Origin of the sequence: Collimonas sp. PA-H2 (assembly GCF_002564105.1) — a bacterium.
GTDB lineage: Bacteria > Pseudomonadota > Gammaproteobacteria > Burkholderiales > Burkholderiaceae_D > Collimonas.
In genome coordinates, this window is the sequence record NZ_PDBX01000001.1 from 4,062,211 (window position 1) to 4,084,815 (window position 22,605).

Below are 22,605 nucleotides of genomic sequence, written 5' to 3' on the forward strand. Positions count from 1 at the left end.
TGGAGTTTGAAATTAAAAAAGAGTTTATTCATCGCTGAATAAACTCTTTTTTCATGTGCCTGCCAATCGGCTGATGGGTATCGCTATTGCTGCTGCGACGCGTATCCCAGCACAGCGGAAATCTGGTTCGCCGTGCTGATCAAATCTTCCACCCATTCCTCCTGCAAACGGTCTGCCGGCGCCGAGATCGACAGGCCGGCGATCATCTTGCCGGAATCGTCGCGGATGCCGGCCGCCATGCAGCGCACGCCCAGTTCCAATTCTTCATTGTCGCGCGCATAGCCTAGCGCGCGCACCAGGCTCAGCTCGCGTTCCAGCTTGCCGAGGTCGGTGATGGAATTCTTGTTGTGTCCGGCCAGGCCGGTGCGGGTGGCGTAGGCGCGCACCATCTTGGGGTCATCGATGGAGAGGAACAGCTTGCCGGTCGAGGTCAGGTGCAAGGGCGCGCGGCCGCCGATGGCGCGCACCACCTGCATGCCGGAGCGCTCGGAAAATGCGCGGTCGATGTAGACGATTTCATCGCTCTGGCGCACCGACAGGTTGACGGTCTGGTTGGTCTTGCGATGCAGGCCGCGCATGAAGTCCAGCGCGGCTTCACGCACATTGAGCCGGCTTTTCACCACATTGCCCAGTTCCAGCAGGCGCATGCCCAGCCGGTAGCTGCCCGGCTCGGAACGGTCGACAAAGCGCTTGACCACCAGATCGTTGAGTATCCGGTGCGCTGTCGACGGATGCAGGCCGGTCACCGCCGACAGCTCTTTCAGGCTGACCGGATCAGGGTAGAGCGCCAGCGTATCCAGCAGCGAGATCATGCGCTCGATAACCTGGATCGAAATCTTGTCGGCGTCGTCGGGAGTAGCTGTTTTCATTGATTTAATGGTGCATTGCAATGGAACGTTTATATCATAATGTGAAAAGCCGTGCATTGCTATTGTCATCGATTAGAGCCCTGCCACAATCGCATATCGTTGATAAGCGGTATAAAAAGAGCGCTGAAAGCGCAAGCGTGCAGTGCAGCAAGGCTGTTAAAATGCAAGGATTAAAGTGCAAGCAATCTGCATTTCCATCAAAGCAAGCCAGCCTTGCCTTCAAGATCAGCACAGCATGAGCGAAAAACCGCAATCCCCGCAGTCGCCGGCGCCGGAATCCCAGCCGCAACCGATTAGCGAATTCAAGAGCACCAGCGGCTTCAAGAGAATTTTCTCGGCTTTCTTTTATTCCGCCGAGGGCTTCCGTTCTGCCTGGAAAAACGAGCATGCATTCCGCCAGGAGTTGCTGATCGTCGTTCCCGGGATTGTGGTTGCGCTGCTGCTGCCGGTGTCGGCGCTGCAAAAGCTGATGCTGATCGCGGTGCTGATCTGGATCATCATCATCGAACTGATCAATTCGGCGATCGAAGCGGTGGTCGACCGGGTGTCGCTGGAGCGCAATCCCCTGTCCAAGAACGCCAAGGATTTCGGCAGCGCCGCGGTGCTGCTGACGTGCGTGCTGGCGGTTGCTACCTGGGCCGTGATTCTTTACCCTGTCCTGATGTAATCCCGAAGTAGTCCCAAGCGCAAGGCCAATGCCGGGAACGGTCCTGGCAGCGGATACCCATCAATACGCTTGCCCATGTTTGCACGTTTGTGTATATTTATACGTGTTTATGCGTGATGTGAGCTCATATGAATACCGCAAATCTGCTGCTTAAGGAACGCCACGCGCTTATCAGGCAGCGGCTGCTGGCTGACGGCCGGGTGCTGGCGCTGGATCTGGCGCAGCAACTGAACGTTTCCGAAGACACCATCCGACGCGACTTGCGAGACCTGGCCGCGGCTGGCCTTTGCACCAGAGTCTATGGCGGCGCCTTGCCGCCTTCGCCCGCGGCCGCGCCACTGGCGGAACGGCGCATGCTGGCGCCGCAGCGCAAGGCGCGGCTGGCGCAGGCGGCGGTTACGCTGGTGGCCGCCGGCAACGTGCTGTTCATCGATGCCGGTTCAACCAACCTGGCGATTGCGGAGGCATTGCCGCGCTTGCCGCTGACCGTGGTGACCAATGCCGCGGCGGTCGCGCTGGCCTTGCTGGAGCGGCCTGAGATCGCGCTGATCATGGTCGGCGGCCGGGTCGATGCGCGCAGCGGCGCCAACCTCGGCGCTGCGGCCTTGCGCGATGCCGAACGGATGCGGCCGGACATTTTCTTCCTCGGCGCTTGCGGCGTCGACGCCGAGGCGGGACTCAGTTGCTTCAACTACGAAGAGGCCGAATTCAAGCGCAGCCTGGGCGCCGCCAGCAAGGCGGTGCTGGTGGCTGCCACCCGGGAAAAATTCGGCACGGCGGCGCCGTTTGCGGTGCTGCCGGCCGCTCATCTGACGCACCTGGTGCTGGAACATGATGCCGACAGCAAGCAGGCGGCGCAATTCAAGCGCCAAGGCGTGCAGCTGCTTTACGCCGCCGCCGAGTGATGAACGATCCTGAAAGAGCCATGCCATGAATTCCATCGGTCCAAAACAGCGCTACGCTACCCGGCTGGCGTTTCTCTGCGCCGGCCTCACAATGTCGGCCTGGGCGCCGCTGGTGCCGTATGTGAAGGCGCGCCTGGGGGCAGGCGAGGCCGAACTCGGGCTGCTGCTGCTTTGCCTCGGCGTCGGCTCGCTGCTGTCCATGCCGGTGACCGGCATGCTGGCGGCGCGCCTCGGTTGCCGCCGCGTGATCCTGAGCGCCGGCGCGCTGGCCTGCCTGATTCTTCCTTGCCTGACGCTGGCGGCCAGCCCGCTGCAGCTGGGCATAGGCCTGTTCTTTTTCGGCGCCGCCATCGGCACGCTGGATGTCGCCATGAACGTGCAGGCGGTGATGGTTGAAAAAGCCAGCGGCGGCGCGCTCATGTCCGGTTTCCATGGCATGTTCAGCGTCGGTGGTTTTGTCGGCGCCGGCGGCATGGCGCTGCTGCTATGGCTGGGCTTGAGCCCGCTGGCGGCCAGCGGGGCGGCGGCGCTGGTGGTCGCCGCGCTATTGATCGCGGCTGCGCCGCACTTGCTGTGCGAGCCGGAAGCGGCCGGGCGCGGTGCGCTGTTCGTGCTACCGCATGGCGCCGTGATCTTTATCGGCGTGCTGTGCTTTATCGTGTTTCTGGTAGAGGGGGCGGTCTTGGACTGGAGCGCATTGTTCCTCACCGCCACGCGCGGGCTGGCTACCAACCAGGGCGGCCTCGGCTATGCCGCTTTCGCCATCGCCATGACCTGCGGCCGCCTGACCGGCGACCGCATCGTGCGCCGCTTCGGCGGCAAGCGCGTACTTCTGCTGGGCGGCCTGTGCGCCGCCGGCGGCTTCTTTGTCGCCGTCGCGGCGCCGAACGCCGCAACGGCGCTGGCCGGCTTCGTGCTGATCGGCCTGGGCGCTTCCAATATCGTGCCTATCCTGTTCAGCGCCGCCGGCAACCATGGCGCGATGCCGGCCAGCCTGGCGATTGCGGCCATCACCACCATCGGTTATGCCGGCATCCTGGCTGGTCCGGCCTTGATCGGCTTCGTGGCGCATGCCAGCAGTCTGAACAGTGCGTTCGCCGGGCTCGGCTGCGCCTTGCTGCTGGTGGCGGCCAGCGCCCGCCTGGGCGCCGCCGGCCGTACTAACGAAACTGTGCCGCGTTAGCGAAACTGCGCTGCGCTGATGAACTGCGAGTAGGTCTCGCACCAGATCACCACGGTGTTGTAGCGCGACAGATCGACCGGCTGCTGCGACATGTCGACAATGAAGCGCTCGAAAGTCTTTACCTCGCCCACGCGCAGGGCCTGCTGCTTGATCTTCAGGAATTCTTCTTTAGTGCCGACGTATTCGGAAGTCAGGTACACCTTGTAGTCCGGGCCGGGCGCGATCTTACCCTCGAATGCGATGGTGTCCTCGCTGACGGCCACCGTTCCTTGCGCCCAATGCAGGAAGTCGCTGCCCGGCAGATCCTTCTTGAACACCGCAGTGTATCTGGCCTTGCCGGCGGCTTGCGTCAGTTCCGCCGCGCTCGGGCCGTCACCTGCGGTGAGTATCGGCAGGAAGTAAACGCCGGCGCCAAAGCCGACGGCGAGCGCGAGTAAATGCGAGGCGAGATAGGCGAGGATTTTTTTCAAGAGGTCTCCGATAAGGATCTGATCAAGCGTGCTTGTCTTTCTAGTCGCTCCAGATAATGATTCCTTACATTCAGGACTCATGCTTTATGCCAAATCGGCTGGAATATCCCGCCTCCTTATTCGTCGGCCAAGTCCATACATATCTGTTTTCTGCATAAGGAGAGAAGAAAGTATTCGTTCTGTTTTCCGGGCCGCCTCATTAATCTGTATTCCTCAAAACAAAAAAACATTCACAAGGGAAGAGGAATATGTTGAAGAAAATCGTCAGATCGGTCATCGCCATCGTCTTGCTAGCCCAGGGAGCGCAACTGGTGCACGCAGCGGATTTGTCGCTGCTGAATGTTTCATATGATCCAACGCGCGAGCTGTACCAGGAGTACAACAAGGCCTTTGCCAAGTACTGGAAAGAAAAGAGCGGCGACAACATCACGCTCAAGGCCTCGCACGGCGGCTCGGGCAAGCAGGGACGCTCGGTGATCGACGGCCTGGAAGCCGATGTGGTGACCTTGGCGCTGGCTTACGATATCGATGAGATTTCCGAAAAGGCCAAGCTGCTGCCGGCTGACTGGCAAAAGCGTTTACCCCATAACAGCACCCCTTACACCTCGACCATCGTGCTGCTGGTACGCAAGGGTAATCCCAAGGGCATCAAGGACTGGGACGACCTGGTCAAGCCTGGCGTTTCGGTGGTGGTGGCCAATCCCAAGACTTCCGGCGGCGCGCGCTGGGCCTATCTGGCTGCCTACGGCTATGCGCTGAAGAAGAACAATAACGACGACGCCAAGGCGCGCGATTTCATCACGCGGCTGTACAAGAACGTGCCGGTGCTGGATTCCGGCGCCCGCGGTTCGACCGTGACCTTTGCCGAGCGCGGCGTCGGCGATGTCTTGCTGTCGTGGGAAAACGAGGCCTATCTGGTGGAAGCGGAATTCGGCAAGGGCAAGTTCGACACCGTGTTCCCATCATTGAGCATCCTGGCGGAACCGCCGGTGGCAGTGGTCGACAAGGTCGTTGACAAGCGCGGCACGCGCAAGGTGGCGCAGGCTTACCTGGAGTATCTGTATTCGCCGGAAGGGCAGGAAATCGCCGCCCACAATTACTACCGTCCGATCGATCCTAAAGTCGCCGCCAAATATGCCAGCAAGTTTCCCAAGCTGAGCCTGTTCACCATCGACGATACATTCGGCGGCTGGAAGAACGCGCAGAAGACTCATTTCAGCGACGGCGGCGTGTTCGACAAGATTTACCAGCCCGGCGCGAAGTAATCCGCCAGATCATATTTACCCAGAGGCTCTGCGCGGCAGAGCCCGTTTCAAGATTGCACTAGATGACTATTCTGTTGTTGGCCGGCAGCCCGTCGGCGCCCTCGCGTTCCACCCGGCTGTTGCACTACACAGGCGAAAAACTGGCGCTGCTGGGACATCGCTACAGCAAGCTGGATGTGCGGGACCTGCCGGGCGACGCCTTGCTGCGCGCCGAATTCGGCCACCCGGCGATCCAGGCGGCGCTGGCGCAGGTGGCGCAAGCCAGCGCGGTGGTGGTGGCGACGCCGGTCTACAAGGCAGCCTATAGCGGCGCGCTGAAAGCATTTCTCGATGTGCTGCCGCAGTTTGGCTTGACCGATAAGCTGGTGCTGCCGCTGGCCACCGGCGGCAGCCAGTCGCACATGCTGGCGCTGGATTATGCCTTGCGGCCGGTATTGTCGTCGCTGGCGGCGCGCCATGTCTTGCCCAGCATTTACGCCACCGAGGCGCAGGTGCAGTGGTCGGAGCAGGAAGGCTTGAGCCTGGACCAGAATGTTTTCCAGCGCATCAACGAAGGCGTGCGACAGTTATCGGACAGCTTGCTGGCGCTGCAAAAGGTCGGCGCCCATGAGTTCAACCCGATTCCATTTTCACAGGTGCGATGTAGCGTATAGCGCATCCGGCTAATTTAGATCCCGCTCCCGCTTGATTGAAATCCGCTTTAGCCAGCGGAGGGGGAGCGCTTTGCCCAAAGAAACAGCTATCCATCAGAAAGCCAGCAATGACCGATACGATCAAGAACCGACACACCAGGCGCCACGTGCTCGCCATGCTCTCCGCAGTCGCAGCTGGCGCACTAGTGGCCGGCGCGCCGCAACTGGCGCAAGCCGAAAGCAAGCAGCTGCTGCGCATCGGCTATCAGAAGGCCGCCAGTACGCTGGTGCTGCTGAAGGCCCACGGCACCCTGGAAAAGCGGCTGGCGGCGCAAGGCATTGAAGTGAAATGGGCTGAGTTTGCCGCCGGTCCGCAATTGCTGGAAGCCTTGAATGTCGGCTCGGTCGATTTCGGCTATGTCGGCGAAGCGCCGCCTATCGTCGCCCAGGCGGCCGGCGCCGATTTTGTCTACAGCGCCTATGAGATCCCGACGCCTGAAGCGGAAAGCATCCTGGTGCCGAAAAATTCTCCCATCAAATCGCTGGCGGAATTGAAGGGCAAGAAAATCGCTTTCAACAAAGGCTCGGATGTCCATTGGCTGGTGATCAGCTTGTTGCAGAAGGGCGGCGTTGGCTACAGCGAATTTCAGCCTATCTACCTGGCGCCGGCCGATGCGCGCGCGGCATTTGAACGCGGCGCGGTGGACGGCTGGGCCATCTGGGATCCATTCCAGTCCGCCGCCATCAAGCAGATCGACGCCCGTGTGCTGGCCAGCGGCAGCGGCGTGGTGAATCACCACCAGTTTTTCCTGAGCGCGCGCAAATACGCCGAGAAGAACCAGGCAGTGGTGAATGCAATCCTGGAAGAAGTCGGCAAGGAAGGCCAGTGGATACGCGCCAATTACAAGGAGGCGGCAGCGCAGCTGGCGCCTATCCAGGGCCTGGATCCGGAAGTGATCGAAACCGGCCTGCGGCACTATGCGCATATCTACAAACCGGTCGACAGCAAGGTGCTGGACGAGCAGCAAAAAATCGCCGATACCTTTTACGAGCTGAAGCTGATTCCGAAGAAAATCTCGACCCGCGACGCCGTGTTGTCCAACAAGATCTGAGGCAGCGCATCATGACAAGCATATTGATTTTCCGTCGTCCGTTCCTGAAAAAACTCCAACTGGCGTTGTTGCTGGCCGTTGCCCTTGTTGTACCGGCCCACCATGTGCATGCCCAGCCGGTAGCGGACAAGAAGGAACCGGAACAGATACGCATAGGCTTCCAGAAGAGCGCGGTCAACCTGGTGGTGCTGAAACAGCGCAACACGCTGGAGCAGCGTTTTAAGAACAGCAAGATCGTCTGGCTGGAATTCCCCGCCGGTCCGCAACTGCTGGAAGCGTTGTCGGCCGGCAGCCTGGACTTCGGCCTGACCGGCGACAGTCCGCCGGTATTTGCGCAAGCCGCCAACAAGGATTTGCTGTACGTTGGCGCGGAGCCGCCGAAGCCGGAAAGCTCGGCGATCCTGGTGCAGGCGGCGTCATCGATCAAGACACTGGCGGACCTGAAGGGCAAGCGGATCGCCGTGCAAAAAGGTTCCAGCGCCCATTTCCTGCTGCTGCAGGCGGTGAAGAAAGGCGGCCTGGCGTGGAACGAGATTCAGCCGATCTACCTGGCGCCGGCCGACGCCCGCGCCGCGTTTGAGCGCGGCAGCGTCGATGCCTGGGCCATCTGGGATCCATATTACGGCGCCGCCGAACTGGGTTTCAAGCCGCATGTGCTGAGCACGGGACGCGGCTTGTCGAACAATAATTCCTTCTATCTGGCGGCGCGCGGCTTTGCCGAGAACTATCCGGCCACCGTATTGAACCTGTTGGATGAACTGACCAAGGCCGATCGCTACGTGCTGCAGAACCGCAAGGAGGTTACCCAGCTGATCGCCGATGTCAGCGGCCTCGACCTGGCCACCGTGCAGCTATTCCTGAGCCGCCGCGCCAGTCCGTCGCCGACGACCGTGATAGATGCCGCCATGGTGACGGACCAGCAGCGCGTGGCCGACAGCTTCAAGGAAATCGGCCTGATTCCGCGCGCGATCAAGGTGGCCGATATTGTCTGGCAGCCGAAAGCTGCAGCCGTCGCCAAGCAGTAGATCCGCTCATTCATTAATACACATGGAAGCAGTCATGAACGTTTTCTGGTTTATCCCGACTCACGGCGACAGCCGTTACCTGGGCACCTCGCAAGGCGCGCGTCCGGTCAACTTCGACTACATGAAGCAAATCGCGGTAGCCGCCGATACCCTCGGCTATGACGGCGTCCTGCTGCCGACCGGCCGCTCCTGCGAGGATGCCTGGGTAGTGGCATCCAGCCTGCTGGGTTTCACCCAGCGCCTGAAGTTCCTGGTGGCGATCCGTCCCGGCCTCAGCACGCCGGGGCTGGCGATTCGCATGGCGTCGACTTTCGACCGCCTTTCCAACGGCCGCCTGCTGATCAATGTCGTTACCGGCGGCGACCAGGCGGAGCTGGAAGCGGATGGCTTGTTTGCGGAGCATGCCGAGCGCTACGAGATTTCCTCGGAATTTCTCAAGGTCTGGCGCGGCGCCTTGTCCGGCGAAGGCGGCGAGGGCGGTTACAACTTCATCGGCAAGCACATCAAGGTCAAGGGCGCGAAGACCTTGTATCCGCCGGTGCAGAAACCATATCCGCCCTTGTATTTCGGCGGCTCCTCGGAGCCGGCGCATGAGCTGGCGGCGGAGCAGGTGGATGTCTACCTGACCTGGGGCGAGCCGCCGGCGGCGGTGGCGGAAAAGATTGCCGATATCCGTGCCCGCGCCGCCAGGCATGGCCGCACGGTGCGCTTCGGCATCCGCTTGCATGTGATCGTGCGCGAGACCAATCAGGCGGCCTGGGCGGCGGCGGAAGATTTGATCAGCCATGTCGACGACGACGTCATCGCGCGCGCGCAGGCGGCATTTTCCAAGATGGATTCGGAAGGTCAGCGGCGCATGGCGGCGCTGCATGGCGGCCGCCGTGACAAGCTGGAAGTCTCGCCCAACCTGTGGGTCGGGGTCGGCCTGGTGCGCGGCGGCGCCGGCACCGCGCTGGTGGGGGATGCCGAAACCGTGGCGGCGCGCATGCAGGAATATGCCGATCTGGGCATCGATACTTTCATCCTGTCCGGCTATCCGCACCTGGAAGAATCCTATCGTTTCGCCGAGCTGGTGTTCCCCTTGCTGGGCAAGGGCCGTGCAGCGTCCGGCGAGCAGGCCCTGACCGGACCGTTCGGCGAAGTCATCGCCAACGGCTTGCTGCCGAAAGCATCGCAAAGTTGAAGGAGGCCATATGAGCGCAATCATTAGTAGCACAATGGCGGCACCGACGCTGGCAAAAAAGCCGAAATCCGGCAATGCACAGGGCGGTTTGCGCATATGGCGGGAGCGGCTATTGCCATGGCTGCTGCCGCTGCTCTTGATCCTGGGCTGGGAACTCGCGGCCAAGGCCGGCTGGCTGTCGAGCCGGATCTTGCCTGAGCCATGGGCGGTGGCGCGCGCGGCCTGGTCGCTGACGGTTTCCGGCGAGTTGTGGACCCATGTCCGCATCAGCGCCTGGCGGGCGATTTCCGGCTTTGCGGTGGGCGGCGGCCTGGGCTTGCTGCTGGGTTTGCTGACCGGGACTTTCAAGCGGGCGGAAACCCTGCTCGACACCAGTATCCAGATGATCCGCAATATTCCGGCGCTGGCGCTGATTCCGCTGGTGATCCTGTGGTTCGGGATCGACGAGTCTTCCAAGCTGTTCCTGGTGTCGATCGGGGTGTTCTTCCCGGTGTACCTGAATACCTTCCACGGCATCCGTTCGGTCGACAAGGGTTTGATCGAGATGGCCAGGAGTTACGGCCTGTCCGGCTGGCCCCTGTACCGCGATGTCATCCTGCCGGGCGCCTTGCCCTCGATCCTGGTCGGCGTGCGTTTTGCGCTGGGACTGGTGTGGGTATTGCTGATCGTCGCCGAAACCATTTCGGCGCAGGCCGGCATCGGCTACATGACCATGAATGCCCGCGAATTCCTGCAGACCGATGTGGTGCTGGTCGGCATCCTGCTGTATGCCTTGCTGGGCAAGCTGGCCGACATGCTGGCGCGCGGCCTGGAGCGCTACTGGCTGCGCTGGCATCCCGGCTATCAGTAAGCAGCTTGCAGCAAGCACCATGTATTACGAACGAATCTTGTCTAGGGTGGACACCAACATGCAAATTGATCTTGTTGAACATGCGGAAGTAGAAAGTGCAGCTCGGCATGGCACGCGCGGCATAGCCATCCAGGTAAGCGCCGTCTCCAAAGCGTATGGCGAGCGCGAAGTATTGAAGACCCTGGATGTCGAGATCGCGGCGGGTGAATTCGTCGCCATAGTCGGCCGCAGCGGCTGCGGCAAGAGCACCTTGCTGCGCCTGATCGCTGGGCTGGAAACAGCCAGCCAGGGTCGCATTGGTTTTGAACGCGCCGGGCAGCGCGATCCGGAGCCGGAGATCCGCATCATGTTCCAGGATTCGCGGCTGTTGCCTTGGAAGCGGGTGCTGAGCAATGTCGGCCTGGGTTTGCCGCGCGCTTCGCAGGCTTCGATCAAAGCCTTGGCGCAGGTTGGCCTGGAAGACCGCACCCACGAGTGGCCGGCGGTCCTGTCCGGTGGCCAGCGGCAGCGGGTGGCGCTGGCGCGGGCGCTGGTGCATGAGCCGGAATTGCTGCTGCTGGATGAACCGCTAGGCGCCCTGGATGCCTTGACACGCATCGAGATGCAGCAGCTGATCGAATCGCTGTGGAAGAGTCGCGGTTTTACCGCGGTGCTGGTGACGCATGACGTGCAGGAAGCGATTGCACTGGCCGACCGTGTGCTGTTGATCGAAGACGGCGAGATCACGCTGGATGAGCGGATCAGCCTGGCGCGCCCGCGCGTCCGCGGCAACCTGGCCTTCGCGCAACTGGAGGAACGAATCCTGGCGCGCGTGCTGAAACATCCGGCGGCGCAGCCCGATTCCGTGCTGGGCGACCTGTCTCTACAACGCACGTTCAGCCAAGTCGGCTGGGCAGTCTAGATTTTTTTGACGTAACCGTATTACCAAAGGAGAAACCATGAGCATCCAGGCAATTAACGTCCGCAACCAGTTCCGCGGCAAGATTCACACCATTACCGAGGATGAGGTTTTGTCCCTGCTCGATATTGAAACCCCGTCCGGCATCGTGTCGTCGGTGATTACCACACGCTCGGTGCGCGACCTCGGGCTGGTGGTCGGATCGGAAGTGGTGGCGCTGGTAAAAGCCACTGAAGTCTCGATCGCTAAACTCTGACTTTTACAGTCTGCCAGCAGTATCCATTTATCCCATTTCATCTTTCAGGAAAATATCATGACTATCCAAGCCATCAATGTACGCAACCAGTTCAAGGGCAAGATCAAGGCCATCATCGAAGGCACCGTGGTGTCGGAAGTCGACGTCGAGACGCCGGCCGGCATCGTCACTTCTGTGATCACCACCCGTTCGGTCAAGGACCTGGGGCTGGTGATCGGCACCGAGGTGGTAGCGCTGGTGAAGGCGACCGAAGTTTCGATCGCCAAGATCTGATGCCCCTGTCTTGACCACGGAGATGCCATGACTTTTCCCGCCCTGGAGCAATATCTCGCCCGTCTGCATAGCGTCAATCACGGCGGCGCTCACGACGAAGTCCGCAGCGATTGCCGGGTCTGGCTGGATGCCGACGGCCGGGCCCAGGGCCGGTATTTCAACACCACGCTGACCAGCGTGTTCCAGCCTGTGCGGCAGATCGATGCGCTGGTCGGCAAGGGCGCCATTATCGGCCATGAAGGCTTTGCCCACAGCTACTCCGCCAGCGACAACGGCCTGTATCTGTGGAAGCTGCTGGACCATGCCGCCAGCGACGACGAATCGATAGAGCTGGACCGGCTGTGCCGCATGCTGCATTCGATCAATTTCTATCGGCAGCCCGAGGCCGCGGCGGGCGATCTGTACCTGAGCGTGCATGCGCGCTTGCTGGCCGCGGTCGACAGCAACCATGGCATGGCGTTTCGGCGTATCCTGAACCTGCTGCAGCTGCCGCATGAAAAAATCGTGCTGCAGCTGCCGACCATTACGGAAAACCAGGGCTGGCTGCTGAACTACGTGCTGGATAATTACCGGCGCAACCACTTCCGCCTGGCGGTGAATGCCGATGATGTAACCCAGGCCGCCGCTTTGCTGGAGAAGGTGAGGCCGGATGTGATCAAGATCGATGCGCGCGGCGTCACCCATGACGAACAAACCACGCGCCTGCTGGAGCAATGCGCGGCGCGCGGCATCCAGGTGATTTTCAAACGCCTGGAAAAGGCGCGCGACCTGGAAGTGCTGCAGCAGCTGGCAAGGATCGCCGCGCTGCCTTTGCAGGCGCAGGGATTCCTGTGGGACCTGCCGCAGGCTGCATTGCGTGCTTTTGCTGTATCCGCCGAAACGCCGGTGCAGCCGGATGGCTTATCGACGGCAGGTATAGACCTTGGAGGCGCCTGATCATGGCGGCGTTGTCTTCGTTTCGTGTGCTGGTGGTGCCCGGGCTGTATAACAGCGGCCCGCAGCATTGGCAATCGCGCTGGCAGCGGCTGTATCCGAACTTCGAGCGGGTCGAGCAGGCGCACTGGGATACGCCGGTGCTGGAAGTCTGGTCGCAGCGCTTGCAGCAGCAGTTGCGCGGCACGGACCAGCCGACCCTGGCGATCGCCCACAGCTTCGGCTGCCTGACGACCATCCACAGCGCCTTGAACGATGTGCCGAATCTGGCCGGCGCGCTGCTGGTGGCGCCGGCCGATCCCGACAAGTTCGACGTCAGCGCGGAAGTCAGCGGCCGGTTGCCGGTGCCGGCGATCGTGGTCGGCAGCCTCAACGACCCCTGGATGGAAAGCGGTCGCGCCCGTCACTGGGCCAAGATCTGGGGCGCCGATTACATCGACGCCGGCGCGCTGGGACATATCAATGCCGAGTCCAACCTGGGCGACTGGATTTATGGCCAATCGCTGTTGCAGCGATTGGTTACCCTCTCTGGTGAACTGCAACGGCAAGCGCATAAAGCGCTTCCCATCGCTACCCGCTAATGTCATCTGGGGCAAAGTCATCTGGGGTCAGAGTCGACTTTCGCGGTGCTTTTTCGCGAAACTCGACTCTGACCCCACATGACGGATTCGGAAAAAAGCAGAGTGCATCACGTGGTTTTTTTTCGGTATGCACTCCGTGGCTCGCTAAGTGGGGTCAGAGTGAAGTTTCTGCAAAAAGCACGCAGAAAGTTCACTCTGACCCCAGTTAGCTGCATATGTCAGGCGCGGCGAAAAAGCCGGCGGCGGTTTTGCCGCATTTTATGAAGTTCTGATTAGACGAACTCGCCGATCTCCTCAACCACCGCATTCCGCACCGAACCGCTCACCACGAACGACTGCGCCACCGCGATATCGTTATGGAACCAGCGGTCGCCGTCCAGGCAGGCCGGGATCTGGCGGCGGATTTCCTGGTAGGCCGCCTGCGTGCCCGTTCCCAGCACGAAGCCCGGCAGCAGGTCTTCCGTCATGGTCAGCGCCTGCGCCGCCAGCAGCATTTCGACGCCGACGATGTACTGCGTGTTGGCCACCACGGTGGCAGCCTTGCGCGCGCACCAGGTCGAATTGGAGACGTGGTCTTCGCTGTTGCCCTTGGCCGGGATGCTGTCGACGCTGCCCGGCATGCACAGGGTGCGGTTTTCCATCACCAGCGAACTCATCGAGCATTGCACCACCGGATAGCCGGTATTGACGCCGCGCACGCCGCTCATCAGGTTGCGTGGCAAGCCCCACGACAGGGTCGGGTCGATCAGGCGGGCGATGCGGCGTTCGCAGATGCTGCCCAGATCGGCGATCGCGATCGCCAGCAAGTCCATCGCCTGCGCCAGGTACTGGCCGTGGAAATTGCCGCCCGAGATGATCTCGAAGCCGCCGCCTTCTTTGTCGAAAATCAGCGGATTGTCGGTGGCGGAATTGATTTCCTTGTCGACGATGTTATCGATATAGTCCAGCGCATCGAATACCGGGCCGTAGACTTGCGGCGAGCAGCGCAGCGAGTAGACGTCCTGGATGCGTGAGCTGTAAGGGATGTCGGTACGGCGCGATTCTTCCGGAAACTGCACCGAGCGCGCTTCATGCGTGGTGCGGGTGGAACCCGACAGCAGCTTGCGGATGATGGCGGCGGTCTTGATCTGGCCGGCGTGCGGACGGGCTTGCTGGATGCGATGGTCGAAAGCCGCCATTTCGGCGCGCATGGCTTCCAGGGTCAGTCCCAGCGACAGGCAGGCGTCGCTCAGCAGGTTGCGCGCATCGTGCGCCACCAGCACGGCCACGGCCAATGAAGCGGTGCAGCCGTTGATCAGGGCCGATGCGTCCTTGGCTTTCAGGTCGAACTTGACCTCGCCGACACCGGCCTTGATGATCGCCTCTGGCGCGCTCATGCGCTGGCCCTGGTACATCACTTCGGCTTCATCGAAGCCGGCGATCGCCGCCGCCAGATAAGACAAAGGCGCGAGGTCGCCGGAGGCGCCGACCGAGCCTTTTTGCGGCATGATCGGATGGATGCCGGCATTCAGGAAGGCCAGCAGGCGGTCCACCACTTCAACCCGCGGCGCCGAATAATTACTGGCGAAGGCGTTGGCGCGCAACAGCATGGTGGCGCGGCTGACTTCTTCTGAGAATGGCTCGCCCAGGCCGGCGCAATGGGCCTTGATCAGCTGGGTCTGGAACAGTTCGATATGTTCCACCTTGATGCGGGTGTCTTTCAGCAGGCCGACGCCGGTGTTGAAGCTGTACATCATCGGCGCTTCGTCGTGCATCCAGGTCGATTCGATGTAGTCGCGGCTTTCCTTCAGCGCAGCGCGTGAAGAGTCGGCCAAGGTGACCGCCAGGTGCGGCGCGCGTGCGACGTCGACCACTTGCTGGGCGCTCAGGTTGAAGCCGTCGATGGTGATGGTGGTAGTAGTCATGTTGAGATCCAAAAGTGGTCAGTTTTTAAAATTTTCGACAAAGCGGCTGAATACCCGGGCACCGAGGGCGGCGTCGGCGGCGCTCATGATTTCATCCGGATGGTGGCTGATGCCGCCGTTGCCGCAGCGGACAAACAGCATGGCGACGTCGGTGATGGCAGCCATCGCCATGGCATCGTGGCCCGCCCCCGAAGGCAGGTGGCGCAGCGTTAACCCGCACTCTTCAATGGCGCTGGCCAGCTGCTGTTGCAGCCGGGGGGCGCACGGTACGCTGGCTGCCTCGTGGGTCTTGCGGATCTGGATCGCGACATGGCGGCGCGCGGCGATCTGTTCGATCTGCGCCAGCACATCGTTTACCGCCGCCTGGCGTATCGGGTCTTGTTCGGCGCGGATATCGATAGAGAAGACAGCTTTTCCAGGCACCACGTTGGCGGCGCCGTTCGGTACATTGAACTGGCCGACGGTGCCGACCAGTCCGCGCGTGCCGTGGCAGCGCTGTTCTATATACAAGCCGATTTCCGCGGCCGCCATGGCGGCATCGCGGCGCATTTCCATCGGCACCGTGCCGGCATGGCCGGCCAGGCCTTCCACTTCCACCATGAAGCGCGAAGCACCGGATATGGCGCTCACCACGCCCAGCGGCAAGTCATTGTTGAGCAGCACAGGGCCTTGTTCGATATGCACTTCGACAAACGCCAGCAGCGCAGCCGGCGCGTAGGCTGCCTTGCCCAGCCCGCTGGCGTGGAAGCCGGAAGCGGCCATGACGTCGCGCATGCTCTGGCCGCTGTCGTCCAGGTTGTCCAGTACGCTGAGGTCGAAGGTGCCGGCGGCGGCGCGGCTGCCGAGCAGGGTGGCTTTGAAGCGCACTCCTTCTTCCTCGGCAAAGCCGATCACTTCCAGCGCAAACGGGAAGCGCTTGCCGGCCGCATGCCATTGCCCGATGCAGGCGATCGGCAACAGGATGCCGAGGTTGCCGTCGTATTTGCCGCCGTTGCGCACCGAATCGAAATGCGAGCCGGTGACCAGGGCCGGAGCGTCGGCGCTCAAGCCTTCGTAGCGGCCGATGACATTGCCGGCCATGTCGCGCCGCACGCTCATGCCGGCGGCGCACATCCATTCCGCCAGCTGCGCCGCAGCCGCGTGGTGCGCTGCAGTCAGATAAGTGCGGGTGAGCATGCCGGGCGCTTCACTGTGCTGCGCCAGCTCGTCGGCCCAGGCCATGATCTGCTCGCCGCAGCCGTTCCAGGGTTCTTGCATGGTTATCTCCTTGCCAAGTAGTTGTTTTTTACTGCCGATCAGGTGCTGTTATTGGTTTTTTTGCGATCATACGCTCAAACTAAGTTGAATTCAATTATTGCATACAATAAGTGAATGCATTATATTGAATCCGGGATGCAGCCTATTTCATCAAGGCCTGACAAACCAAAATTGGTATAAACCAAACAAAACAATCAGGAGACAGACGTGCGGCGCTTTTATAAATCACTGTTTGGCCAGGTGCTGATAGCACTTGTGATCGGTATTGCGGTTGGGGTGCTGTTCCCCAAATTCGGAGAAAGCTTGAAACCGTTGGGGGACGGCTTTATCAAACTGGTCAAGATGATCATCCCGATGATCGTGTTCTGTGTCGTGGTGCATGGCATCTACGGCGCGGGCGAGCTGAAGAAGGTAGGGCGGGTCGGCCTCAAGGCCCTGATCTATTTTGAAGTGGTCACTACCGTGGCCCTGGTGCTGGGGCTGCTGCTGGCGTTTGTCTTTCATCCCGGGGTCGGCATGAACATCAATCCCGATACGCTAGACGCGAATGCCTTGTCAGGCTATGTCGAGACCGCCAAGCAGGTCAAGGGCATGGGTTTCGCCGACTTTGTCATGAAGATCATCCCGAATACCGTAGTGAGCGCGTTTACTTCCGGCGATGTGCTGCAAGTGCTGCTGTTTTCCATCATTTTCGGTTCCGCCCTGTCGCTCATCGGCGAGAAAGCCGCGCCGATTGTCACCATCGTGCACAGCATGTCGGAAGCCTTCTTCAAGTGCATGTCTTTCATCATCCGGCTGGCGCCGCTGGGCGTGTTCGGCGCGATTGCCTTCACCGTCGGCAAGTACGGCGTCGGTTCGCTGCAGCAACTGGGCTTCCTGGTGCTGCTGTACTTCTTTGCGGTGGTGGTTTTCGTGTTTGCCATACTCGGCACGATCTTGCGCCTGGCCGGTTTCAGCATCTTCAAGCTGATCAAGTACCTGCGCGCGGAACTGCTGGTGGTGCTGGCGACGGCCTCTTCCGACAGCGTGCTGCCGCAGATCATGCGCAAGCTGGAATACATGGGCATCAAGGGTTCCACCGTCGGCCTGGTGATCCCGACCGGCTACTCGTTCAACCTGGACGCCTTCTCCATCTACCTGACCCTGGCAGCCGTATTCATTGCGCAAGCCACCAATACGCCGCTCTCGATCACCGATCTGCTGGCGATCCTGGCCGTCGCCCTGATTACCTCCAAGGGTGCGCACGGCGTGCCCGGTTCGGCCATCGTGATCCTGGCGGCGACCTTGTCGGCGATTCCGGCGATTCCGGTGGTCGGGCTGGTGCTGGTGCTGTCGATCGACTGGTTCATGGGGATTGCCCGTGCGCTCGGCAACCTGCTCGGCAACTGCGTCGCCACCGTGGTGGTGGCGGTATGGGAAAAGGATATCGACCGCGCCCGTGCGCATGCGGTGCTGAATGGCGCCCGGCCGCCGCTGGAGGATGAGCTGCCGCCTACGCTGCACGTGGCAGGCGATAGCCGGCCGGCGTAAGCAAAAGCAGGACGGCCGGCGGCGCTTGCAGCCGGCCGCATCGGATTCTTATTTTTATAATATAAGGTGTCGCATAGTACAATTTTGGACTTTAGAACCACGCTTCAAGGAAATCGAGAACATGAGCCTGTCTTCCAGCCCACCCGGCGCCGACAGTTCTGACGATATCGCCGCCGACATCACGACGGCGATTGCCGAGCAGCGCCTGCCGCCCGGCACCAAGCTGCGGGAAGAAGCGCTGGCGCGCCTGTACTCCGTCAGCCGCACCAAGATCCGGGCGGCGCTGGTGATGCTGGCCAAGGACAAGCTGATCGACCTGGTGCCCGACAAGGGCGCCTTCGTCAGCCGCCCGACCGAAGAAGAAGCACGCCAGATATTTTTCGTGCGGCGTGTGCTGGAAGCCGCGCTGGTGCGCGAATTCGTCGCCAAGGCTAGCGCTGCCGATTATGCAACGCTGGAGCAGCACCTGCAGCAGGAGCGCGAGGCGCTGTCCAAGGAAAACCCGCAAATCCGCTCGCGCCTGCTGAGCGATTTCCACATCCTGCTGGCGCGCGTCGTCGACAACCAGGTGCTGACCGACGTCCTCACCAAGCTGGCCGGCCGCAGCTCACTGATCACCATGCTGTACCAGTCCACCCGCGATGCCGCCTGTTCCTCCGACGAGCATGTGGAATTCCTGCAGGCCGCCAAGGCCGGCGACACTGAAAAAGCCGTGGAACTGATGCTGCACCACTTGCATCATGTCGAGAAGGCGCTGCAGTTCGAGATACCGCCGCCCGGCGCCAAGAAGGATTTCGTCAAGGCGTTGCTGGCTTAGGCACGTGAAGGAAGCCAAGCTCTTGTAGCCAAAAATTCAGATAAAAGGATGTACATGCGCCGTGGCTTTGCGATTTTGTTTTTTCTGGCAGCGGCGGGGCAGGCGCAGGCAGTTGAGCCTACTGCCATTCAGCGGTTAACGGCGATAGCACAGCTTTGGAGCGACGTTAAATGGTACAGTCCGGCGCTGGCCGGCGGCGACATCGATTGGGATCTGGCGCTGGTTGACGCTTTGCCTAAAGCTGAAGCGGCCAGCACGACGCCTGCCTTTCTGGACGCGGTGACGGCCTTGATGCGGCCGCTGCACGACCCGGCGTTCCAGGTTTTCACCATAGACGAGCCCAACTACGTCAGCAAGGATATTCCACAGGAAATCCTGGAATGGCTGCCTGGAGACGTCGCACTGCTGCACCTGCATGCGCTCGGCAGCTTGCGCCCGATCAACGGCGTGGATCCGCTGCTTCAAGCGGCGCTAGGGCAGGTTGCGGCGCGCGCCAAAAAACTGATCGTCGACATGCGTCCGACCAGGGAAAGCGCCGACGATGGCTACGGCATGGAGCTTCCCGATGAGCTGATTGCCAATCTTATCGATCAACCCTTGCTGCTGCCGGCAACCAGGTATCGCTATCACACCGGTTTCCTGCCTGAACGCGGGATTACCACCGGCGGATACTCTTCCGCCAGCCTGACGCTGGAAACCGTGCGGCTGCTGCCCGCGAAGGGCGCGCATGCCGTGCCGATGGTGTTCATCGTCAATCAGCTGAACCGGGTTCCTCTTGCCGCGCTAGCCTTGCAGCGCGCAGGCAAGGCTTGGATCCTGGCGGAAGGCCAGTTCTCGGCCGCATGGGCTGTCCCGGTCAGAGCTATTACGGTCGACGGCGGCAAAGCCGGCATCAACTATAGCGTCGCTGAACTGATATTCGCAGACGGCGCTAGCGGTGTCGGCGCCGATGCCAGCGTGGCGCCGGACCGCTCTGCGAGCGCCGGCAGTCCAGCGGCCAGGGCTGCGCTGAAGCTGCTTGGAAGCGGCGTCAAGCCGGGCAGGGCCACGGCATACTCCATGAGGGCTGCAATGCCGGTACGGCAGATTGCGCAGAGTTATCCCGAGATGAGGTTTCCAGCCTTGCCCTGGCGCCAGCTGGCCGTGATCAAGCTGTGGTCGACCATGGATAAATTCTTCCCCTACCTGGCCTATACGGATAGGCCATGGAATGACGCCTTGCCTGAATTCCTTGCCCGCATGGAGACGGTGCGCGACGGCCGCGAGTATGCTCTTGCCTTGACGGAAATGGCGACCTGGCTGGATGACAGCCACGTTCGGGTCGACGGCCCCGAGCACGCCTCTCTGGTTGGCGAAGCGCCGGCCGGCGTGCGTTTGGCCAGCGTCGAAAATCGTGTCGCGATTACGGAAATAACCGACCAGGAGCTTAAGAAGAATGCGCAGGTGAAGGTGGGCGATGTTGTCGTGGCGGTCGACGGTGAAGACATTCAGCAACGTATCGGTCAGCTGAAAAAAATTACCGCCGGATCCAGCGCAGCGGGGCGCGTGCGTGATGCGCTTCCTTATGCGCTTGCCGGCGCCGATGGCAGTGCGGCAAAGACATTGATCGAAGATGCGGGCGGGAACCAGCATGAAGTGATGCTTCCGCGTTCGACTGCCTTGTGGAAATTCTGGAATGCCAGGCGTGATGGCGCGATCTTCAAGATCTTGCCCGGGAATATAGGCTACGCTGACCTCGATCGTTTGGAGCTGAAAGATGTCGACGCCATGTTCGACGCTCTCATGCAGACAGACGCCCTGATCCTCGATATGCGGGGCTATCCGCGCCGCACCTTGTGGCGAATCGCTTCCAGGCTTAACGTCAATGGCGCAAAATTCGCTGCAAATATTTCGCGCCGGGTTGCGACCGCTTTTCCCTCGGGAGAGAACAGCCTCAACTCCATCCAGCAGTCTCTGCCCAAGCCTAACGCCGGCAAGCCCCTGTACCAAGGGAAGGTGGTGATGCTGATCGATGAAAGTACGCAGAGCCAGGCAGAGCACGCCGGCCTTTTCTTTGAGGCCGCCACGCCCATCACCTTTATCGGCAGCGCCAGCGCCGGCGCCAATGGCGATATCAGCAGACTGGTTCTGCCCGGCGCCATCACGGTTTCCTTCTCCGGCCAGGAAGTACGTCACGCCGACGGCCGCCAGCTGCAGCGGGTCGGCCTGCAGCCCGATATCAAGGTTGCGCCCACCCTGGCTGGAATCAGGGCCGGCCGCGATGAGGTGCTGGAACGGGCGGTGGAATTCCTGCAAACGCATTGACAGTCGCGCGCCCCGGTCTAGGCGACCCCGCCTATGCGACCCAGCCTATGCAGCCCAGCCTATGCAGCCCAGTCATTCCCGCGAACGCGGGAATCCAGGTTGCCGGATATGGCAGTGAAAATGGATTCCCGCGTTCGCGGGAATGACGGTACGGCTCTGAGCCGGAGGCGCCCTACATCTGCTTGAACAGATGGATGAAACTGCGGCTCACTTCCAGCTTTTCCGTATGTCCCTTGACCAGTACCTGATGGCGGCCGCGCATGTCGCGCGTGATGCCGTCGATGGCGTTCACGTTCACCAGCGTGGCGCGGTGGATCTGCCAGAACAGGTCGGGATCGAGTTCTTCCGCCAGGTCGCGCACCGGCTTGCGGATCAGCGCTTCGTAGGTGGCGGTCTGGACGCTGGTGTATTTTTCATCGGAACGGAAAAACAGGATTTCCTGCACCGGAATCAGGCGCAGCTGCTGGCCGATGCTGGCCTGTATCCATTGCAGGTAAACCGGCTTGGTGGCGATCCCCATCTGCTTGGCCAGCTGGGTCAGCATCGAGCTCATGTCGGTCGGTGCAGCACTCGTGCTCAGGCGCGCCTTGAGGCGCGTCACGGTCAGCCCCAGGCGTTCCGCTTCGGCCGGTTTCAGGATGTAGTCGACGGCGCCGTGTTCGAAGGCTTCGATGGCGTATTCGTCGTACGCCGTGATGAAAACGATGTGGCTCTTGCCGCCGATTTCCTGCGCTGCCTGCAAGCCGGTCTTGCCGGGCATGCGGATGTCGAGGAAGGTGAAGTCAGGTTCCAGCTGGTCGACCAGTTCGATGGCTTCATCGCCATTCTTGGCTTCGCCGACGATCTCCAGTTCCGGCCATGCCTGGCTCAGGCGCAGGCGGATCTGGTCGCGCATCAGGCGCTCGTCATCGGCAATGATTGCAGTAGGCATAGGCGGATTCTAACAAATATTCAGCGTTTCTTGACGGAGCCGGAACCCATGATGCTGGAGCGCACCTGCGGGTCGCCGAGATAGGATACATCACCGGAGCCGGCGGTGGAAACCGACAGCTGCTTGCTGGCATAGACATGGGCGTCGCCGCTGCCGACGATCGACACGTGGGTGCTTTCCGCCATCAGGTCGAAACCGTCATAGTCGCCGCTGCCGGCGATCGAGACGCGCAGATCGCGGGTCTTGCCCTTGACCTTGATATCGCCGGCACCGGCGATGGAGGCATTGACGTTGGGCGAATTCAGCTCGCCGTTGACGGAGCCGGAACCGGCGATCGAGATCTTGATGGCGTCCTTCGCGCTCAGCTTGCCGACCACCTTGAGATCGCCCGAGCCAAAGATGCTGAGACCGTTGACGTCAGGTGCGGTGAGGTAGACGTTGATGTCGTGATGGCTGCTGCCGCTGAAAATCACGCGCAGCACCGAACCGCTGACATCCAGCCGGACCCGTGAAGCGAGCCCGCTTTCAGCTTCGATCACGGCCGGCTTGGCCGGCCCCTGGGTCAGGTAGACGTTCACTGCGTCCATGATTTCGACCTGCTGGAAACTGCCTACCTGGCGTTCCGTCTTGGTCACGTCCGCAGCCGCGCTGGAGCTGTAGCCGAGCAATGGAATCATTGCGGCGGCGGCCAGTGCAAAAAAGAGGGCAAAACGTGATGGCGCTTTCATATGTGCTCCTGTTGCTTCTGTGGCGAATTTGA

24 protein-coding genes are annotated in these 22,605 nt (G+C 61.2%); 18 read left to right on the top strand and 6 right to left on the bottom strand.

Annotation, left to right across the window (positions count from 1 at the left end; genetic code table 11):
* Positions 1–83: 83 nt before the first annotated feature.
* Positions 84–869, bottom strand: a complete 786-nt coding sequence (locus tag BCF11_RS18675; RefSeq protein ID WP_098496079.1) for an IclR family transcriptional regulator — start codon at positions 867–869, stop codon at positions 84–86.
* A gap of 20 nt (positions 870–889) precedes the next feature.
* Here BCF11_RS18675 and BCF11_RS27660 point away from each other — a divergent pair, with 20 nt between their 5' ends.
* From BCF11_RS27660 to BCF11_RS18690, 4 genes are all read left to right on the top strand, one after another.
* Positions 890–1,108 carry a hypothetical protein gene (locus BCF11_RS27660; RefSeq protein WP_143751373.1) on the top strand — a complete coding sequence of 73 codons (219 nt, stop codon included), beginning with the start codon at positions 890–892 and terminating at the stop codon, positions 1,106–1,108.
* On the top strand, positions 1,105–1,536 hold the full coding sequence (locus tag BCF11_RS18680; protein ID WP_098496080.1) for a diacylglycerol kinase: 432 nt from the start codon (positions 1,105–1,107) through the stop codon (positions 1,534–1,536). Before BCF11_RS27660 ends, BCF11_RS18680 begins: the two co-directional genes overlap by 4 nt.
* A 128-nt stretch (positions 1,537–1,664) precedes the next feature.
* Complete coding sequence (locus tag BCF11_RS18685) at positions 1,665–2,441, top strand: DeoR/GlpR family DNA-binding transcription regulator (RefSeq protein WP_098496081.1); 777 nt, start codon at positions 1,665–1,667, stop codon at positions 2,439–2,441.
* 25 nt (positions 2,442–2,466) lie between these two features.
* The gene (locus tag BCF11_RS18690) at positions 2,467–3,624 is read left to right on the top strand and encodes an MFS transporter (RefSeq protein WP_098496082.1); all 1,158 of its coding nucleotides are present in this window, start codon (positions 2,467–2,469) and stop codon (positions 3,622–3,624) included.
* Here BCF11_RS18690 and BCF11_RS18695 read toward each other — a convergent pair.
* Positions 3,621–4,094: a DM13 domain-containing protein gene (locus BCF11_RS18695; protein WP_098496083.1), complete on the bottom strand. Its 474-nt coding sequence runs from the start codon at positions 4,092–4,094 to the stop codon at positions 3,621–3,623. The two genes, BCF11_RS18690 and BCF11_RS18695, sit on opposite strands and share 4 nt — an antisense overlap.
* A 248-nt stretch (positions 4,095–4,342) precedes the next feature.
* On the opposite strand from BCF11_RS18695, the gene BCF11_RS18700 reads away from it, so the two are divergent.
* From BCF11_RS18700 to BCF11_RS18750, 11 genes are all read left to right on the top strand, one after another.
* Positions 4,343–5,359, top strand: coding sequence for a sulfate ABC transporter substrate-binding protein (locus tag BCF11_RS18700; RefSeq protein ID WP_098496084.1), 1,017 nt, complete (start codon positions 4,343–4,345; stop codon positions 5,357–5,359).
* Positions 5,360–5,421: 62 nt separating this feature from the next.
* The gene (gene ssuE, locus BCF11_RS18705) at positions 5,422–6,012 is read left to right on the top strand and encodes an NADPH-dependent FMN reductase (RefSeq protein ID WP_098496085.1); all 591 of its coding nucleotides are present in this window, start codon (positions 5,422–5,424) and stop codon (positions 6,010–6,012) included.
* A 107-nt stretch (positions 6,013–6,119) separates the two neighbouring features.
* Positions 6,120–7,103: a sulfonate ABC transporter substrate-binding protein gene (locus BCF11_RS18710; RefSeq protein ID WP_098496086.1), complete on the top strand. Its 984-nt coding sequence runs from the start codon at positions 6,120–6,122 to the stop codon at positions 7,101–7,103.
* Between the two features lie 11 nt (positions 7,104–7,114).
* The gene (locus BCF11_RS18715) at positions 7,115–8,128 is read left to right on the top strand and encodes an aliphatic sulfonate ABC transporter substrate-binding protein (RefSeq protein WP_098496087.1); all 1,014 of its coding nucleotides are present in this window, start codon (positions 7,115–7,117) and stop codon (positions 8,126–8,128) included.
* Positions 8,129–8,162: 34 nt separating this feature from the next.
* A complete protein-coding gene (gene ssuD / locus BCF11_RS18720; RefSeq protein ID WP_098496088.1) occupies positions 8,163–9,311 on the top strand; it encodes an FMNH2-dependent alkanesulfonate monooxygenase in 1,149 nt (382 codons plus the stop codon).
* A gap of 10 nt (positions 9,312–9,321) precedes the next feature.
* Positions 9,322–10,161, top strand: coding sequence for an aliphatic sulfonate ABC transporter permease SsuC (gene ssuC / locus BCF11_RS18725; protein WP_098496089.1), 840 nt, complete (start codon positions 9,322–9,324; stop codon positions 10,159–10,161).
* Between the two features lie 58 nt (positions 10,162–10,219).
* Positions 10,220–11,062, top strand: coding sequence for an ATP-binding cassette domain-containing protein (locus BCF11_RS18730; RefSeq protein ID WP_098497573.1), 843 nt, complete (start codon positions 10,220–10,222; stop codon positions 11,060–11,062).
* A gap of 37 nt (positions 11,063–11,099) precedes the next feature.
* Positions 11,100–11,315, top strand: coding sequence for a molybdopterin-binding protein (locus BCF11_RS18735; RefSeq protein ID WP_098496090.1), 216 nt, complete (start codon positions 11,100–11,102; stop codon positions 11,313–11,315).
* 57 nt (positions 11,316–11,372) lie between these two features.
* A complete protein-coding gene (locus BCF11_RS18740; protein WP_014007003.1) occupies positions 11,373–11,588 on the top strand; it encodes a molybdopterin-binding protein in 216 nt (71 codons plus the stop codon).
* Between the two features lie 27 nt (positions 11,589–11,615).
* Positions 11,616–12,524, top strand: a complete 909-nt coding sequence (locus tag BCF11_RS18745) for an EAL domain-containing protein (RefSeq protein ID WP_098496091.1) — start codon at positions 11,616–11,618, stop codon at positions 12,522–12,524.
* Between the two features lie 2 nt (positions 12,525–12,526).
* Positions 12,527–13,102 (top strand): alpha/beta hydrolase, encoded by a 576-nt coding sequence (locus tag BCF11_RS18750; protein ID WP_098496092.1) that lies wholly within the window; start codon positions 12,527–12,529, stop codon positions 13,100–13,102.
* A 272-nt stretch (positions 13,103–13,374) separates the two neighbouring features.
* Here BCF11_RS18750 and hutH read toward each other — a convergent pair whose 3' ends face one another.
* Complete coding sequence (gene hutH, locus BCF11_RS18755) at positions 13,375–15,006, bottom strand: histidine ammonia-lyase (RefSeq protein WP_098496093.1); 1,632 nt, start codon at positions 15,004–15,006, stop codon at positions 13,375–13,377.
* 18 nt (positions 15,007–15,024) lie between these two features.
* On the bottom strand, positions 15,025–16,263 hold the full coding sequence (locus tag BCF11_RS18760) for an allantoate amidohydrolase (protein ID WP_098496094.1): 1,239 nt from the start codon (positions 16,261–16,263) through the stop codon (positions 15,025–15,027).
* A 207-nt stretch (positions 16,264–16,470) separates the two neighbouring features.
* On the opposite strand from BCF11_RS18760, the gene BCF11_RS18765 reads away from it, so the two are divergent.
* The 3 genes from BCF11_RS18765 to BCF11_RS18775 all read left to right on the top strand — a co-directional run bounded on the left by BCF11_RS18765 (position 16,471) and on the right by BCF11_RS18775 (position 20,914).
* Positions 16,471–17,793: a C4-dicarboxylate transporter DctA gene (locus BCF11_RS18765; RefSeq protein WP_098496095.1), complete on the top strand. Its 1,323-nt coding sequence runs from the start codon at positions 16,471–16,473 to the stop codon at positions 17,791–17,793.
* Positions 17,794–17,914: 121 nt separating this feature from the next.
* Positions 17,915–18,610 carry a GntR family transcriptional regulator gene (locus tag BCF11_RS18770; protein WP_199110925.1) on the top strand — a complete coding sequence of 232 codons (696 nt, stop codon included), beginning with the start codon at positions 17,915–17,917 and terminating at the stop codon, positions 18,608–18,610.
* 48 nt (positions 18,611–18,658) lie between these two features.
* Positions 18,659–20,914: a S41 family peptidase gene (locus tag BCF11_RS18775; RefSeq protein ID WP_098496096.1), complete on the top strand. Its 2,256-nt coding sequence runs from the start codon at positions 18,659–18,661 to the stop codon at positions 20,912–20,914.
* Between the two features lie 172 nt (positions 20,915–21,086).
* Here BCF11_RS18775 and BCF11_RS18780 read toward each other — a convergent pair whose 3' ends face one another.
* Both BCF11_RS18780 and BCF11_RS18785 read right to left on the bottom strand, forming a co-directional pair.
* The gene (locus BCF11_RS18780) at positions 21,087–21,845 is read right to left on the bottom strand and encodes a LytTR family DNA-binding domain-containing protein (RefSeq protein ID WP_098496097.1); all 759 of its coding nucleotides are present in this window, start codon (positions 21,843–21,845) and stop codon (positions 21,087–21,089) included.
* Positions 21,846–21,865: 20 nt separating this feature from the next.
* Positions 21,866–22,573 (bottom strand): head GIN domain-containing protein, encoded by a 708-nt coding sequence (locus BCF11_RS18785; RefSeq protein ID WP_098496098.1) that lies wholly within the window; start codon positions 22,571–22,573, stop codon positions 21,866–21,868.
* Between the last annotated feature and the right edge of the window lie 32 nt (positions 22,574–22,605).

Excerpts from the sequence above, each read along its gene's own strand:
- BCF11_RS18675 (WP_098496079.1), bottom strand. The coding sequence starts at position 869 with ATGAAAACAGCTACTCCCGACGACGCCGACAAGATTTCGATCCAGGTT.
- BCF11_RS27660 (WP_143751373.1), top strand. The coding sequence starts at position 890 with ATGGAACGTTTATATCATAATGTGAAAAGCCGTGCATTGCTATTGTCA.
- BCF11_RS18680 (WP_098496080.1), top strand. The coding sequence starts at position 1,105 with ATGAGCGAAAAACCGCAATCCCCGCAGTCGCCGGCGCCGGAATCCCAG.
- BCF11_RS18685 (WP_098496081.1), top strand. The coding sequence starts at position 1,665 with ATGAATACCGCAAATCTGCTGCTTAAGGAACGCCACGCGCTTATCAGG.
- BCF11_RS18690 (WP_098496082.1), top strand. The coding sequence starts at position 2,467 with ATGAATTCCATCGGTCCAAAACAGCGCTACGCTACCCGGCTGGCGTTT.
- BCF11_RS18700 (WP_098496084.1), top strand. The coding sequence starts at position 4,343 with ATGTTGAAGAAAATCGTCAGATCGGTCATCGCCATCGTCTTGCTAGCC.
- ssuE (WP_098496085.1), top strand. The coding sequence starts at position 5,422 with ATGACTATTCTGTTGTTGGCCGGCAGCCCGTCGGCGCCCTCGCGTTCC.
- BCF11_RS18710 (WP_098496086.1), top strand. The coding sequence starts at position 6,120 with ATGACCGATACGATCAAGAACCGACACACCAGGCGCCACGTGCTCGCC.
- BCF11_RS18715 (WP_098496087.1), top strand. The coding sequence starts at position 7,115 with ATGACAAGCATATTGATTTTCCGTCGTCCGTTCCTGAAAAAACTCCAA.
- ssuD (WP_098496088.1), top strand. The coding sequence starts at position 8,163 with ATGAACGTTTTCTGGTTTATCCCGACTCACGGCGACAGCCGTTACCTG.
- ssuC (WP_098496089.1), top strand. The coding sequence starts at position 9,322 with ATGAGCGCAATCATTAGTAGCACAATGGCGGCACCGACGCTGGCAAAA.
- BCF11_RS18730 (WP_098497573.1), top strand. The coding sequence starts at position 10,220 with ATGCAAATTGATCTTGTTGAACATGCGGAAGTAGAAAGTGCAGCTCGG.
- BCF11_RS18735 (WP_098496090.1), top strand. The coding sequence starts at position 11,100 with ATGAGCATCCAGGCAATTAACGTCCGCAACCAGTTCCGCGGCAAGATT.
- BCF11_RS18740 (WP_014007003.1), top strand. The coding sequence starts at position 11,373 with ATGACTATCCAAGCCATCAATGTACGCAACCAGTTCAAGGGCAAGATC.
- BCF11_RS18745 (WP_098496091.1), top strand. The coding sequence starts at position 11,616 with ATGACTTTTCCCGCCCTGGAGCAATATCTCGCCCGTCTGCATAGCGTC.
- BCF11_RS18750 (WP_098496092.1), top strand. The coding sequence starts at position 12,527 with ATGGCGGCGTTGTCTTCGTTTCGTGTGCTGGTGGTGCCCGGGCTGTAT.
- hutH (WP_098496093.1), bottom strand. The coding sequence starts at position 15,006 with ATGACTACTACCACCATCACCATCGACGGCTTCAACCTGAGCGCCCAG.
- BCF11_RS18760 (WP_098496094.1), bottom strand. The coding sequence starts at position 16,263 with ATGCAAGAACCCTGGAACGGCTGCGGCGAGCAGATCATGGCCTGGGCC.
- BCF11_RS18770 (WP_199110925.1), top strand. The coding sequence starts at position 17,915 with ATGAGCCTGTCTTCCAGCCCACCCGGCGCCGACAGTTCTGACGATATC.
- BCF11_RS18775 (WP_098496096.1), top strand. The coding sequence starts at position 18,659 with ATGTACATGCGCCGTGGCTTTGCGATTTTGTTTTTTCTGGCAGCGGCG.
- BCF11_RS18780 (WP_098496097.1), bottom strand. The coding sequence starts at position 21,845 with ATGCCTACTGCAATCATTGCCGATGACGAGCGCCTGATGCGCGACCAG.
- BCF11_RS18785 (WP_098496098.1), bottom strand. The coding sequence starts at position 22,573 with ATGAAAGCGCCATCACGTTTTGCCCTCTTTTTTGCACTGGCCGCCGCC.